This window comes from Longimicrobium sp., assembly GCF_048594345.1.
Taxonomy (GTDB): Bacteria; Gemmatimonadota; Gemmatimonadetes; order Longimicrobiales; family Longimicrobiaceae; genus Longimicrobium.
In genome coordinates this window covers 34,923-48,951 of the sequence record NZ_JBMDXM010000213.1, presented here as the reverse complement: position 1 = coordinate 48,951, position 14,029 = coordinate 34,923, and the positions used below count along the sequence as shown (strand labels likewise).

The 14,029-nt window shown below is 68.7% G+C and carries 11 protein-coding genes; 6 read left to right on the top strand and 5 right to left on the bottom strand.

Translation table 11 applies throughout. The features are described from left to right. Positions 1–129 precede the first annotated feature (129 nt). The 3 genes from ACOJUJ_RS22885 to carA all read right to left on the bottom strand — a co-directional run bounded on the left by ACOJUJ_RS22885 (position 130) and on the right by carA (position 2,134). Complete coding sequence (locus ACOJUJ_RS22885) at positions 130–336, bottom strand: hypothetical protein (RefSeq protein WP_420129235.1); 207 nt, start codon at positions 334–336, stop codon at positions 130–132. 122 nt (positions 337–458) lie between these two features. Next, positions 459–755: an HU family DNA-binding protein gene (locus ACOJUJ_RS22880; RefSeq protein WP_331126007.1), complete on the bottom strand. Its 297-nt coding sequence runs from the start codon at positions 753–755 to the stop codon at positions 459–461. 275 nt (positions 756–1,030) lie between these two features. Next, on the bottom strand, positions 1,031–2,134 hold the full coding sequence (gene carA / locus ACOJUJ_RS22875) for a glutamine-hydrolyzing carbamoyl-phosphate synthase small subunit (protein WP_420129237.1): 1,104 nt from the start codon (positions 2,132–2,134) through the stop codon (positions 1,031–1,033). A 584-nt stretch (positions 2,135–2,718) separates the two neighbouring features. Here carA and ACOJUJ_RS22870 point away from each other — a divergent pair. Together ACOJUJ_RS22870 and ACOJUJ_RS22865 are read left to right on the top strand one after the other, a co-directional pair. Next, entirely contained in the window at positions 2,719–3,450 is a 732-nt protein-coding gene (locus ACOJUJ_RS22870) for a class I SAM-dependent methyltransferase (RefSeq protein ID WP_420129234.1), read from the top strand. Between the two features lie 8 nt (positions 3,451–3,458). Continuing rightward, positions 3,459–4,235 (top strand): glycosyltransferase family 2 protein, encoded by a 777-nt coding sequence (locus ACOJUJ_RS22865; protein ID WP_420129236.1) that lies wholly within the window; start codon positions 3,459–3,461, stop codon positions 4,233–4,235. A gap of 525 nt (positions 4,236–4,760) precedes the next feature. Here the strand turns inward: ACOJUJ_RS22865 and ACOJUJ_RS22860 are convergent. Continuing rightward, positions 4,761–5,183 carry a 6-pyruvoyl trahydropterin synthase family protein gene (locus ACOJUJ_RS22860; RefSeq protein ID WP_420129233.1) on the bottom strand — a complete coding sequence of 141 codons (423 nt, stop codon included), beginning with the start codon at positions 5,181–5,183 and terminating at the stop codon, positions 4,761–4,763. Between the two features lie 231 nt (positions 5,184–5,414). Here ACOJUJ_RS22860 and ACOJUJ_RS22855 point away from each other — a divergent pair, with 231 nt between their 5' ends. The 4 genes from ACOJUJ_RS22855 (at position 5,415) to ACOJUJ_RS22840 (ending at position 12,617) form a co-directional block, all read left to right on the top strand. After that, a complete protein-coding gene (locus ACOJUJ_RS22855) occupies positions 5,415–5,909 on the top strand; it encodes a response regulator (RefSeq protein WP_420129232.1) in 495 nt (164 codons plus the stop codon). A gap of 329 nt (positions 5,910–6,238) precedes the next feature. Beyond that, positions 6,239–7,354, top strand: coding sequence for an EAL domain-containing protein (locus ACOJUJ_RS22850; RefSeq protein ID WP_420129231.1), 1,116 nt, complete (start codon positions 6,239–6,241; stop codon positions 7,352–7,354). 644 nt (positions 7,355–7,998) lie between these two features. Continuing rightward, on the top strand, positions 7,999–11,151 hold the full coding sequence (locus ACOJUJ_RS22845) for a SusC/RagA family TonB-linked outer membrane protein (RefSeq protein WP_420129230.1): 3,153 nt from the start codon (positions 7,999–8,001) through the stop codon (positions 11,149–11,151). Positions 11,152–11,165: 14 nt separating this feature from the next. Next, positions 11,166–12,617, top strand: coding sequence for a SusD/RagB family nutrient-binding outer membrane lipoprotein (locus tag ACOJUJ_RS22840; protein WP_420129229.1), 1,452 nt, complete (start codon positions 11,166–11,168; stop codon positions 12,615–12,617). Between the two features lie 541 nt (positions 12,618–13,158). On the opposite strand, the gene ACOJUJ_RS22835 is transcribed toward ACOJUJ_RS22840, so the two are convergent. Then, the gene (locus ACOJUJ_RS22835) at positions 13,159–13,965 is read right to left on the bottom strand and encodes a DUF4097 family beta strand repeat-containing protein (protein WP_420129228.1); all 807 of its coding nucleotides are present in this window, start codon (positions 13,963–13,965) and stop codon (positions 13,159–13,161) included. Between the last annotated feature and the right edge of the window lie 64 nt (positions 13,966–14,029).

Sequence of the window (14,029 nt, the reverse complement as noted above, 5' to 3'; positions counted from 1 at the left end):
GGGGTGGCGGCCGGTGGGCGGGGCGGCGGGTGCTCGGGCGGTTGGCGCGCCGGCGGCCCCGCCCCCCCGGCGCGCAGCGGAGGGACACGCCCAACCCCGTCGTTGCAGTCGTCGCCGGGATCCGCCCGGTCAGTCAGCTGGCGGCCGGTCCTCGCGCGCGCGGAAGAACAGAACGTCCTGGGCGGACGTGTCGCGCGGCGGGCGGATGGGGGCGGTGCCCTCGTACCCGCGGCGCACGTCGTAGCGCAGCTCGTACGGGCCCATGCGCGGGTCGTCGGGAAGGAGGTCGCGGTCGCGGGCGTAGCGCGAGGCGGCGCGGTCAGACGCGTAGGACATGATTGTCAGGCTCCGGGAGTGGGGGGACGGCGAGAGCCTGAACGCAAGATCGGCGCCCGCCCCGGGTCACGGGACGGGCGCCGACGGCACCCCTGAACGCAGCGTTTTTCAGGCGCGGCGGCTCACACCTCGAGCGGACGCTCCTCGACGATGGCGCGAAGCTCCTTGGAGGGCTTGAACACGGGCACGGCGCGCGGCGGAACCTCTACCGGGTCGCCGGTGCGCGGGTTGCGGGCAAGACGACTCTTGCGCTCGCGCACCTTGAAGGTGCCAAAGCCGCGGATCTCGATGTTCTGGTGCTCGGCCATCGCGTCCTTGACGGCGTTCAGGAACGCGTCGACCACCACGGCGCAGTCACGCTTGGTAACTCCGGGCCCGATGGTGTCGGCGACGCGCTGGACGAGGTCCGCCTTGGTCATGTGAGAAGCTCCTCTGGGGGTTGGTGCCGTGCGTGGCTGCGTGCGAGGCAATGGGGCGCAGGATGCGCCAATTCCGCGCGAATCGTGGTGTTCCGGGCAGGGGATTCCGCGCCGGGGGGCGTGGAGCGGGCCGGCCCGGTATGGCCGAATGCGTCCGATCGGGTTCGGGAGCGGCGGATGCGGCCGACGCCGGAGAGGCGCGGGTGAAGTGCCCTAACGATCTGGTGGAAGGTCACTTAGTATGGGCGGAAGGATAATCCGCGCTCCGTGCGCCGTCAAGCATCTCGCTTGGCGGCGGCGGGGCGGCGCGCCATCTCATCCACAAACCGGTCAAAGAGATAGCGCGAGTCGTGCGGTCCCGGGGCGGCCTCGGGGTGGTACTGCACGGAGAAAACCGGCCGCTCGCGGTGCTCCAGCCCCTCGACGGTGCCGTCGTTCAGGTTCATGTGCGTAACCCGCAGCGCCGGGGCGCCGGGAATGCCCTCCTCGTCGCCGCGCACGGCAAAGCCGTGGTTCTGCGCGGTGATCTCCACGGCGCCGTCGCTGAGCCGGCGCACGGGGTGGTTGCCGCCGCGGTGCCCGTACTTGAGCTTGTACGTTTCGGCGCCGAACGCCCGCGCGATGAGCTGGTGCCCCAGGCAGATGCCGAACACCGGCGTTCCCTGCCCCGCCAGCTCGCGGATGGCGGTGAGCGCATGTCCCACGGCCTCGGGGTCGCCCGGTCCGTTGGAGACGAACAGGCCGTCGGCGCCGGCGGCCAGGATCTCCTCGGTGGGCGTTTCGGCGGGAAGGACGGTGATCTCGCACCCCTTCTCGGCCAGCAGCTTGAGCGAGTGCGACTTGACGCCGAAGTCGTACGCCAGGACGCGGAAGCGCGCGTCGCCCGCGGCGGGAACCGTGTAGCGCGCGTCGGTCGACACGCCGCAGGCCAGGTCCAGCCCCTCCATTTGCGGCTGGGCGCGGATCTGCTCCAGCAGCGCCTCCGGATCCACGTCCGCGGACGAGACGGCGCCGCGCATGGCGCCCAGCGAGCGGATGTGGCGGGTAAGCGCGCGAGTGTCGACGCCGGTGATGGCGACGACGTTGTGCCGCTTGAGGTAGTCGTCCAGCGACTCGGCCGCGCGCCAGTTGCTGTACACGGGCGGCGCCTCGTGCATGACCCAGCCGGCCACCTGCGGCCCCGCGCTTTCCTCGTCCTGCGCGTTGACGCCGTAGTTGCCGATGAGCGGGTACGTCATGGTGACGATCTGCCCGCTGTACGAGGGGTCGGTAAGGACCTCCTGGTAGCCGGTCATGGAGGTGTTGAAGACCACCTCGCCGAACGCGGTGCCGGGCGCGCCGTACGCTTCGCCGCGGAACGCGCGGCCGTCTTCCAGCATGAGAACAGCGGCCTGGGCCACCGGTCCTCCTGATGCGTGTGTGGGCAAGTTCAACGTAGAGCGGGAGATGCGGCGCGGAATCTGGCGCACGGTCCCGCGCGTGTCAAGCAACGGCCCCGAACGCATGTCTGCAAACGTTTGACACGATCGCGGAACGAGGCGGCGCCTGAGTCGGCGACGGACATCCGACTGCGTCGCGATGCGCCCCTCTCCCCGCCTCTGCGCTGTAATCCTCGGAGTTCGGCGCCACCCTCCCGCGGGCCAGGGTCCCGACTTCGGCGAGAGATGACGCGCGCTGAATCATTCGGCGCGCTCACCCTCCCGCACGGTTTCATCCTCGACACCCCACCGCCCGCCTCACCCCAACCCCTCCCCCGAAGTTGGGGGAGGGGTCGACCGCCGTTGCGAGGAACGAGCAAAAGGCCGGTCGGGGGAGAGGGCCCGTCGCATCGCGCCAAACCCCAGCTTCCACACCGCTTCTTCGCCGGAGATGCGCCAGGGCACTGGCGGACGGGGCGCCGGGGATGTATCCCTTCGCGCGCGGAAAACCATCCTGACCCACCCCGATCCACCGAATCCGGACCTTGCAGGCACAATCGCGAGACGCGGCGGCGTTCACCTATTCCGGCGAAGAGCTGGACGCGCTGGCGGGCGCGCGCAACTACTACCGCTGGATCGTCCGCCGCTTCAGCCCGTACCTGGGCCGCCGGGTGGTGGAGGTGGGCGCGGGGATCGGCACCTTTGCCGAACACCTGCTGGAGGCGGCGCCGGGGACGGAGCTGACGCTGGTGGAGCCGGCGGAAAACAACTACCCGCACCTGCAGGCGCGCTTCGCGGACCGCCCGCACGTCCGCACGCGCCAGGGGTACCTGGAAGACGCGGGAGAGGCGGGTTCGGCGGATTCGATCGTGGCGGTAAACGTGATGGAGCACGTGCGCGACGACGCGGCGTTCGTCCGGGCGGCGCACCGGCTGCTGGCGCCGGGCGGGCACCTGCTGCTGTTTGTCCCCGCGGTGCCGGCCATCTACGGCTCGCTGGACCGGGCGTTCGAGCACTTTCGCCGCTACACGCGCCCGTTGCTGGCCGACAGGCTGCGGGGGGCCGGGCTGGAGCCGCTGCGGGTGCAGTACACCAACCTGCCCGGGGTGGCGGCGTGGTGGCTGAGCGGAAAGGTGCTGCGCAAGCAGACGGTGAGCGCGCGCGACGCGCGCATCTACGACCGGTGGGTGATTCCCTGGGTGCAGGCGCTTGAGCGGGTGTGGACGCCGCCCGTGGGGCAAAGCCTGATCGCGATCGCCCGCAAGAACGACGTATGACGATGACGATGCACGATTCCGGTGCCGGCATCCGCCTTTCGGTGGTCATGCCGGTCTACAACGAAGAAGAGACGGTGGCGGACAGCATTCGCCGCGTGCGCGCCGTGCCGCTGGACGTGGAGCTGATCTGCGTGGACGACGGCTCGCGCGACAACACGCTCGCCCGGCTGCGGGAGCTGGAGGCGGAGGGGGTGATCCACCGCCTGCTGGCGCACCCGCGCAACCGCGGCAAGGGCGCGGCGGTGCGCACGGGGATCGCGGCGGCCACGGGCGACGTGATCGTGATCCAGGACGCCGACCTGGAGTACGACCCGTTCGAGCTGCCGCGCCTGCTGGAGCCCATCGCCGACGGCCGCGCGGACGCGGTGTTCGGCAGCCGGTTCCTGGGCGGGCCGCACCGGGTGCTGTACTTCTGGCACCGGCTGGGGAACGGCGCGCTCACGCTCCTGTCGAACATGTTCACCGATCTGAACCTGACCGACATGGAGACGTGCTACAAGATGGTGCGCGCCGACCTGCTGAAGAGCCTGCCGCTGCGCACCGACCGCTTTGGCATCGAGCCGGAGCTGACGGCGCGGCTGGCGCAGGCGCGCGCGCGCATCTACGAGGTGCCCATCAGCTACGCCGGCCGCACGTACGCGGAGGGCAAGAAGATCGGTTGGCGCGACGGCGTGGCGGCCCTGTGGCACATCGTGCGCGCCAACGTGCTGGGACCGCGGGTGCCGCGGTACGCGCCGGGGGTGACGGCGCCGGCGCTGCAGGAGGGGGAGAAGGTGAACGGGTGAAGGGGTGAACGGGTGTGAGGGTGTGATGGTGAGTCGTGCCCCTTCTCGCGTCGGCGGTCCAGATCAGTAGAGTAAGAGACGAGGACGTGGATGAGGCCATCATCCGCGTCCTCTTCTTTTACCTCAGCGGTTCGGCGGTCCACAGGGGGCCCGGCCCCCTAAGGCCGCGTCCCCCCGATCAGTCATCCTGAGGGAGGCGCCGCGTCGTATCTTGCTGGTACGAAAGGCTTTGGCGCCGACCGAAGGACCTTGCCAGCACATCCGTGGGGCTGGATTTCTGTCCGGGCGCCTGCTCCTCGCGAGCGGAGAGAAGGTCCTTCGGTCGCGCGCACACTATCGTGCAACTTCTGGTTGCACGTGGTGCGCTCCCTCAGGATGACTGGCTTTTTCGATCGACTACTGGCTTTTTTCGATCAACTGAGGAAGTTCGGCACGTTCTCCGAACTCAGAACGACGCCTTGCCTCCATCAACCGGTGCCGTCGTTCGTTGTCCCCTGTCCCCCCCGTCCCCTTTGTCTTCCTGCCCTACTCCGTTCCCTCGTACTCCACGTAAAAATCCGGATTCTCGTGCAGGCGCAGGCGCACCAGGCGGGCACCGGCGAGGCGAGGCTCGATGCGGCGCCAGGCGAGGGCGAGGATGTTCTCCGTGGTGGGGATCAGGCCGCCGGGGGCGAACTCGGGAACCAAAAAGTTCAGGTGCTGATGGTCCCAGGGCTGCACCACCTCCTCACGCAGCACGGCGTCCAGAAGGCCCAGGTCCACCGAAAAGCCGGTAACGGGGTCCACCTCGCCTTCCACGGTCACCTCGAGCAGGTAATCGTGCCCGTGGCCGTGCGGGTTGGCGCAGGGGCCAAACACCTCGCGGTTGCGCGCGTCGCTCCAGTCGGGGCGGTGGTAGCGGTGCGCCGCGCTGAACCGCACGCGGCGGGTAAGCTGCATTCGGGGCATCCGTGTCTCTCGCCGGGGTCACAGGGTTGGATGACGGGAGATGATACGCCCCGCGCGCGGCGCACGCCAACCGTCGCGCCAGGCAGGTACATGCCGGGATGCCAAAGGAGCGCAGAATGCGCACTTAGCTGTGCATGGCCGGGCATGTGAATTGCTTCTGTGGATGACGGAATTTGCGTTTACCGTACTCCGGTTCCCGCCGCGGTTCCGCTCGGCACCCCCAGATACCGCATGGCTCTTCCTTCGCCGCCGCCCACTGAGGCGCCTTCGTACTATTCGCTTGCCGAACGCCCTCGGCAGGCCCGGGTTCCCCGCATCTCGTCCGTGCGGCCGCCGGAGGATGACGACGTGGATCCCGCGCGCGCGCCGCTGGTGCTGATCGCCGAGGACCACGAGGACAGCCGCGACGCCCTGCGCACGCTGCTGGACGCGTTTGGCTACCGCGTGCTGGAGGCGGCGAACGGGCGCCAGGCGGTGGAGCTGGCGCTGTCCGAGCGGCCGGACCTGATCCTGATGGACATGATGATGCCGCAGGTGGACGGCTTTCAGGCCACGCGCGAGATTCGCGCGGCCGAGGGGCTGCGCGGCGTGCCCATCGTGGCGCTGACGGCCATGGAAGGGGCCCGCGAGCGCGTGCTGCAGGCCGGCTGCGACGACATGGTGGCCAAGCCGCTGGACGTGCGGGCGTTCCTGGACCGGGTACGCGTCTGGACGCATCAGGCCTGAGGGAATCGGCAGTACCGATTGCAGAATGCCCAGTGCCGGGACGATTTCCGTCCGGCGCTGGGCATCCGTATTTTGGCGCGGCGTATCACCGCCCGCTGAAAAGCGGGCGGCTGTATCCGCGCGGAGCGATGAATGCGGGGTGGACGTGGGCGGAGGACCTGCCGCCGGCGTGCCCGGACCGATAGATTCGCGGCATCAACGACATCAACTCCGCCTGTACGGCCCCCGCGGCCCAGCGGCCTTCGGCCAGGCACCGCGCGTCTCCAGCAGGGGCGCACGACCCTCCGGGCGGCATCGACCAAGATCTTTTTGCAGTGGATGGCGAGCACGTGGAACTGGATACCGGGCACCTGAACACCGCCAAGCACCCCCTGCCGTGCGAGTGCCGCACGGACGCGCGCAGCCTGGTGGTGCTGGCGCCGGAGCTGGAGCGGTACCCGGAGATGGAAGGGCTTACGCCGGGCGAAGACTGGCAGGTGAACCGCCCGCTCTCCGCGGTGCGCATTGAAGTGGGCAGCGGGTCGCGCTGGTCGGGGGTGGCCGAGGTGGCGGCGTTCCTTCGCACGGAGGTGGACGCGGACCGTTTTGCCGGGCTGCGCGGGGCGTGGGCAACGCGCGGCGTGCCGCTGGAGGAGCAGCTGGTCACCCTTCTCCACGCGCAACCGCTGGCGGAGATGGTGCGCGTGGACAGCTCCCTGCTGGCGGGAATGCTGGCGGAGAACCGGATGGAGACGTGGTACCAGCCGATCTTCTGGGCCGGCACGCTGCAGGTGTGGGGGTACGAGTGCCTGATGCGGGGCCGCGCGGCGGACGGTTCCCTCGTAAGCCCCGTCACGCTGCTGGAGTGGGCGCGCCAGGAACAGCTCGCCTTCATGCTGGACCGCCACGTCCGCGAGATGCACCTGCGCAACGCGGGCGCGGCCGGGCTGGGGCCGCCTCACCACCTGCTGGTCAACTTTCTTCCCACCGCCATCTACCAGCCCGAGTTCTGCCTGCGCACCACCGTGCGCGCGGTGGCGGAGAGCGGGCTCGAGCCGGATCACGTGGTCTTTGAGGTAGTGGAGACGGAGCACGTGCCCAGGCGCGAGCACCTGCGCAACCTGCTGAAGTTCTACCGCGACAGGGGCTTCAAGGTGGCGCTGGACGACGTGGGGAGCGGCTTCTCGGGACTGTCGCTGATGGCGGACCTGAACCCCGACCTGATCAAGATCGACCGCGAGATGGTGTCGCGCGCGCCGGAGAGCGCGCTGCACCGCGACGTGTGCGCGGCGCTGGCCAGGCTGGGGCAGGACAACGGACAGCTGGTGCTGGCCGAAGGCGTCGAGCGCGAAGAGGAGTGGGCGGTGATGACGGAGCTGGGGGTGAACCTGCTGCAGGGGTTCCTCTTCGGGCGCCCGGATCCCGTCCCCGCGAAAGAGGCGCTTGTGCGTCCGCGGGCGGTGTGAGGGTGTGAGGGTGAACGGGTGAACGGGTGAACGGGTGAACGGGTGAAGCGCGCCACGGGCGCGGTGTCGGAGTCTGAATTACGGGAGGAACACGTTCTCCGGCACGATCCGCATGTCGGCCGACGGTCGGCGGGAAAGGAAATTCGGTATATCGCTGATCCGCCGGGAACGCCTCCCGGCGGATCGTCGTTTGTAACGGAACGGTCTTGCCGCGCCCGCGGCACGGGTGTAAACTGCGGCCAATCCATCCCTTTCGGTCCGGCCGGCTGCACCCGATCCCCGAATCGTCCTGAGCATTTCCGCGCCGTTCCGCGCGGCATCCCGCATCTCCTGTCCGGGACCGCCGAACCTTGAACAAGCCTTTCGCGCCCATACGCGCGACAGGCTCTGCGGACCGGGTACGGCCCTGGCTTGCGCGCGCCGGACCGAATCGTGGAGGCGAACTGGCTGGGAACGGAGTGCACAGTGTGGCTCGACACGCTTGCGCGTAGCTGCCGTGCGCGGCATTGTGTGCAACATTGTATCCAATGCAGTCGCGGCTTCCATCCTCTCTTCTCCCTGGTCCTGATGTTCGACGGGCGCGGCATCCGGCCGCGCGATCCGTGGTTTTCCGCCCGACCCCACCCATTCGAAGGAGCACCCTGATGCGCAAACTCGGTTGGCTGCTCACGTTCCTGGCCCTGCTCACCGCGGCCGCAAGGCCGGCGGCGGCGCAGGGAACGGGGACCATCCAGGGAACGGTGGCCGACGCCCAGAACCGGAGCCCGCTGTCGGGCGTCCGCGTTTCGGTGGACGGCACCAGCCTGGCCTCCATTACCGGGCCCGAGGGCCGCTTCGAGCTGCGCAACGTGCCCGCCGGCACGCGCACGGTGCGGGCGGCGCGGATCGGCTACACCAGCGGGCAGGAGCAGGTGAGCGTGGCCGCCGGCGGTACGGCGAACGTGGTCTTTTCGCTGGGCGCCGCCGGCGTGCTGCTGGACGAGATGGTGGTGACGGCGCTGGGCATTCCCCGCGAGCGCCGCGAGATCAGCACCTCGGTGCAGGAAGTGAGCGGCGAGGCGATCGCGCGGGGCGGCGAGACCAACCTGGTCACGGCGCTGTCGGGCAAGGTGTCGGGCGTGACCATCACCAATTCCAACACGGCGGGCGGCAGCTCGCGCATCGTCATCCGCGGCGCCAACTCGCTCACCAGCAACAACCAGCCGCTGTTCGTGCTGGACGGCGTGCCGGTAAGCAACTCGGCACCGGGGTACGTGAGCGGGACCGCCTCCGGCGCGTCGGGCTACAACGCCATCGACTACGGCAACATCATCCAGGACCTGAACCCCAACGACATCGAGTCCATCACGGTGCTCAAGGGGCCCAACGCGGCGGCGCTGTACGGATCGCGCGCGGCCAACGGCGCCATCATCATCACCACCAAGAGCGGGCGCGGGCAGGAAAGCAGCGTGACCGCCAGCACCCTGGTGACGTACGAGACGCCGCTGCTGCTTCCCCGCTACCAGAACCTGTACGGCCAGGGCTTCAACGGGCAGTACGAATACGTGGACGGCCGCGGCGAGGGAACGTTCGACGACACCGACGAAAGCTGGGGGCCGCGGCTGGATTCGGGGCTCATGATCCGCCAGTTCAACAGCAACGGCCAGCCGGCGCCGTGGGTCTCGCACCCCGACAACGTGCGCGACTTCTTTGAGACGGGGCGCACGGCCAACACCAGCGCGGCCTTTTCGTCCAGCCGCGACGGGATGAACGTGCGCCTGTCGCTGGCCCACCTGGACCAGGAGGGGATGTACCCCGGCTTCGGGCTCAACCGCACCACGGCGGGGCTCAACGGCTCGGCCCGGCTGGGACAGCGGCTGCACGCCGACGCGTCGGTGCAGTACATCAACAGCGACGCCCGCAACCGCCCGGCGCAGGGGTACGGCGAGGACAACGTGATGTGGCAGTTCATGTGGTTCGGGCGCCAGGTGGACACCCGGGTGCTGCGCAACCGCCTGCGCAACGAGGACGGGTCGCAGTTCAACTGGAACAACGCCTGGAACAACAACCCGTACTGGACGGCGCTGGTCAACGAGAACGGCGACACGCGCGACCGCCTGATCGGCAGCGCCACGCTGCGCTACGAGCTCACCCCGTGGCTGACCGGCCAGGTGCGCTCCGGCAGCGACTGGTACGAGGAAAACCGCATGCGCACCTACCAGGCCGGCACCATTGGCCAGAGCGGGTCGGGCGCGTACGGCGAATCGACGATCTTCGAGCAGGAAACCAACAGCGACTTTCTGCTCACGGCCGATCTGCCGGCCCGCGGCGACTTTGAGTTCGGCGCCAACTTTGGCGGCAACCGCCGCGACAATACCGGCCGCTTCAAGGGCACGTTTGTCGACAGCCTGGTGGTGCCGGGCCTGTTCAACGTGGGCAACAAGGCGGTGGACCCCACGCTCACCGACCGCCGCAGCCGCCAGCGGGTGAACAGCCTGTACGGCTCGGCGCAGATGGCGTGGCGCGAGACCTTTTTCGTGGAAGCCACGGGGCGCAACGACTGGTCGTCCACCCTGCCGGAGGGGAACCGCTCGTACTTCTACCCGTCCGTCAGCACCAACCTGATCTTTACCCAGTTCGCCGACGTGCCTTTCCTGTCCTACGGCAAGGTGCGCGCAAGCTGGAGCGAGGTGGGCAACGACACCGACCCGTACAACCTGATCGACCCGTACGTCACCGACGAGTTCTTCAACAACAACCCGCGGCTCACGGGGAGCAACCGGCTGCGCAACCCGTTCCTGAAGCCGGAGCGCACGCAGTCGTGGGAGATCGGCACGGAGCTGCGCGGCGCGGGCGACCGGCTGGGGCTGGAGCTTACCTACTACGACAAGGTGACCCGCAACCAGATCGTCCCGGTGCAGGTGACGCCGCTGACGGGCGTGACGGAGCGCATGCTGAACGCGGGGCAGATCAGCAACCGCGGCGTGGAGCTGCTGCTGAACGCCACCCCCCTGCGGCTTTCCAACGGGCTGGAGTGGGAGGTAAGCGCCAACTACACCCGCAACCGCAGCAACGTCGACGCGCTGTACGAGGACCTGCAGTCGCTGACCATCGGCTCGTACTACACGGTGAGCGTGCAGGCGCGCCCGGGTGATCCGTACGGCGTGATGTACGGCCGCAAGTACGTGCGCGACAGCCAGGGCAACATCGTGGTGAGCGCCACCACCGGGCTTCCGCTGGCCACCGGCCCCATCGAGCGGCTGGGCAAGTACGACCCCGACTGGACCGGCGGGCTGAGCAGCCGGCTGTCGTACCGCGGCGCGTCGCTCTCGGCGTCGCTGGACGGGCGCTTTGGCGGCAACATCTTCTCCCTCACCAACGTGTACGGCCGCCGCAGCGGCGTGCTCTACGAGACGCTGCGGGGGCGCGAGGTGGCGCACGACACCGCCGCCGGCGGCGGGCTGATCGTCCCCGGCGTGAAGGTGGTGAACGGCGACACTGTGCCCAACGACCGCAAGGTGACGGCGCAGGCGTACCACAAGAGCCTCACCAACATCAGCGAGGAGTGGGTGTACGACGCCACCTTCGTAAAGCTGCGCGAGGTGCGGCTGGGCTACGACCTTCCCGCCTCGTTCAGCGACCGCATGGGGGTGAGCGGGCTGAGCGTGGCGCTGGTGGGCCGCAACCTGAAGCTGTGGACGGACGTTCCCAACATCGACCCCGAGACGGCGTTCAACGCCAGCAACGTGCAGGGCTTCGAGTACGGGCAGCTGCCCTCGGCCCGAAGCATCGGGTTCAACATTTCCGTAACGCCCTGAGGGAGGAGAACCCGATGAAGCACCTTCGCATTCTGGGCCGCGCGGCGCTGGTGGCCGCCCTGGCCGGGGGGGCCGCCGCCTGTGAGGACGGCCTTACGGAGCTGAACCAGAACCCCAACCAGCCCGAGGTGGCCGCGGCTGAGTACCTGTTCACCAACGCGGTAGAGGCGTCGGTGGGCCGCGCCACCGGTGAGGCGCTGAACATGGACCTGACGGGCCTGTTCGTGCAGCACTACGCCGAAAGCCGGTTCAGCGAGCAGGACCGCTACGAGATCAGCGACGGCAACTCGCAGACGCACTGGACGGGCTTTTTCGCCGGCCCGCTGCAGGACCTGTCCGAGGTGGTGGAGAAGGGTGCCGCCGAGGGACGGCCCAACGTGCAGGCGATGGGGATGATCATGCGCGCCTACACCTTTCAGGTGGTGACCGACCTGTGGGGCGACGTGGGCTACTCGCAGGCGCTGCGCATTCGCGAGCCGGGCGCCGGCAACGAGGTGGCGTACGATCCGCAGGCCGAGATCTACGCCGGGATGCAGCAGGAGTTGCGCGACGCGGCGGCCATGCTCACCTCCACGGGCCCGCGGATGGGCGCGGCCGACCTCATCTACGGGGGCGACCCGGAAAAGTGGCGCCGCTTTGCCAACTCGCTGCGGCTGCGGATGGCCATGCGCCTGAGCGACGCGGCGCCCGGCCCGGCGGCGGCCGAATTTGCCGACGCGCTGGCGGACGGGGTGTTCACCAGCAACGCCGACAACGCGGTGCTGTGGTACCTGGCCAACGGCACCAACGGCCACCCCATCTACGAGTACGAGAACATCCCGCGCATCGACCACGCCATCAGCAGCACCATGGTCGATTCGCTGTTGCACCTGAACGACCCGCGGCTGCGCTTTTACGCCAAGCCCACCAGCGCGGGCACGTACCGGGGCGAACTGCCGGGCGACACGCGCGACCAGCCGCTGAACAGCATCTCGCGCATTGGCGAGTGGTTCGCGCGGGCCGACGCGCCGTCGTACGTCATGACCTACGCCGAGGTGCTGTTCCTGCAGGCCGAGGCGGCGCAGCGCGGCTGGATCACCGGCGACCCGGCGGCGCTGTACCAGGCGGCCATCCGGGCGCACATGACGCAGTTCAACATCGCCAACGACGCGTTCAACGACATCGCGGCGGACAGCATCAACGCGTACCTGGCGCAGCCGCGGGTGCAGTACATGGGGCTGCAGAGCATCGCGCTGCAAAAGTGGATCGCGCTGTACGGCAACGGCCCCGAGGCGTTTGCCGAGTGGCGCCGGCTGGACGGTCCGGCGCTTGCCCCCGGGCGCGACGCGCTTAACGAAAAGCGCATCCCGGTGCGGCTTCCCTACCCCGTAAGCGAGCAGTCGCTGAACGGCGCCAACAACACGGCGGCCGTGGAGCGGCAGGGCGGCGCCTCGCTGAACCACCGGGTCTGGTGGGACCGCGACTGATTCCGCTCTTCGCATGACGTACGCGAAGGGGCAGCCCGCATCGCCGGGCGGCCCCTTCGCGTTTGGTCCGATCTCCTGCCAGGACAGACTTCGCCTGATATGCCTCACACGGAGTCAACGGAGTTAACGGAGTTTTCTCGTGCCGGCTCCTCCATCATCCGGATGACCATCCAGAAGAGCGGGTCTCACGCTCACACCGAGTCCGAAAAAAGAACGTCGGAAGGTACAGAGGAACAGAGAACAGCCAGAGGAACAGGGGGGATCCGTTTCTCCTCTGTTCCTCTGGCTGTTCTCTGTTCCTCTGTACCCTGACCTCTGTTTCCTGTAGTCCGACTTGAGATGAGGTGTTTTGCCGGATTTGGGTATCAATATCAAATCGTGCGGAGAGAACGCGGAGAGCCGTGTTGCTCCGCGTCCTCGCGCGTCTCACTTGCTGTTCTTTCGGATATGGCAGAGAACGATCATGCACAGACCAATGCTTGGATCTTTACTCCGTTAACTACGTTGACTCCGTGTGAGGCCAATCTCTTTTCCTACACCCTCACCGGCCGGCGCGGCGAATCGCCAGGGTGCCGTTCACCGTCTCCAGCTTCAGCGCATGCCCGCCGCGGCCGATCTGGCCTTCCGCGCCGGAGCCCACGTAGCGCCCGCGCCGGATGTCCAGCGGAAAGTCGCTCTCGATGCGGCCGTTCAGCAGCTCCGCATCCACGCGGGCGCGAAAGTCGGCCGGCACGCGCAGCAGGATGTCGCCGTTCACCGTCGTAAAGCTCAGGTCGCGTCCCGCGTCGGCGCGGCCGGTGGTGGCGTCGATGTCACCGTTGACGGTGGAAGCCTCCACCACGCCCGCCGCGCTCACCGTCACCGCGCCGTTCACGCTGCTGACCCTGGCGTCCGCCGGCATGGAGCGGGCGCTCACCGCGCCGTTCACCGTCGCGCCATGAAAGTGGACGCCGCGGGGCACGCGCACCACCCACTCAACGCGGGTGTCGTTGTCCTCCACGCTGGTGTTCCATTCCTCACCCGCCGTGCAGCGGTTGGCGCGGCTGCGGCGGCCGGAGGGGTAGATGGCGCAAAAGGTCACGCCGCCGCCGTGCGTCACCCGCTCGATGCGAACGTCCTCCACGTCGCCACGGCGGCCGGCGCGCTTTACCGCCGTCACCTCCACCTGGCTCCCGTTCGAAGGCTCCGCGCGGATGGCGCCGTTCACGCCCTTGATCTCGATCCGCTGCCCCGCGGCCAGCGCGCCGCTCCAGCGAAAGTCATCCTGCACGGGCGCTTCGTTGCGGGCGGCCGCCATCAGCAGCGCGGCGGCGGGAACGGCAAGGAACGCGGTGAGCCTGGTGCGCATGGGATTCGTCTCTCGAGGCGAGTGGATGTGCGTTGTGCGATGTGGATCAGGCGGATATGCGCCG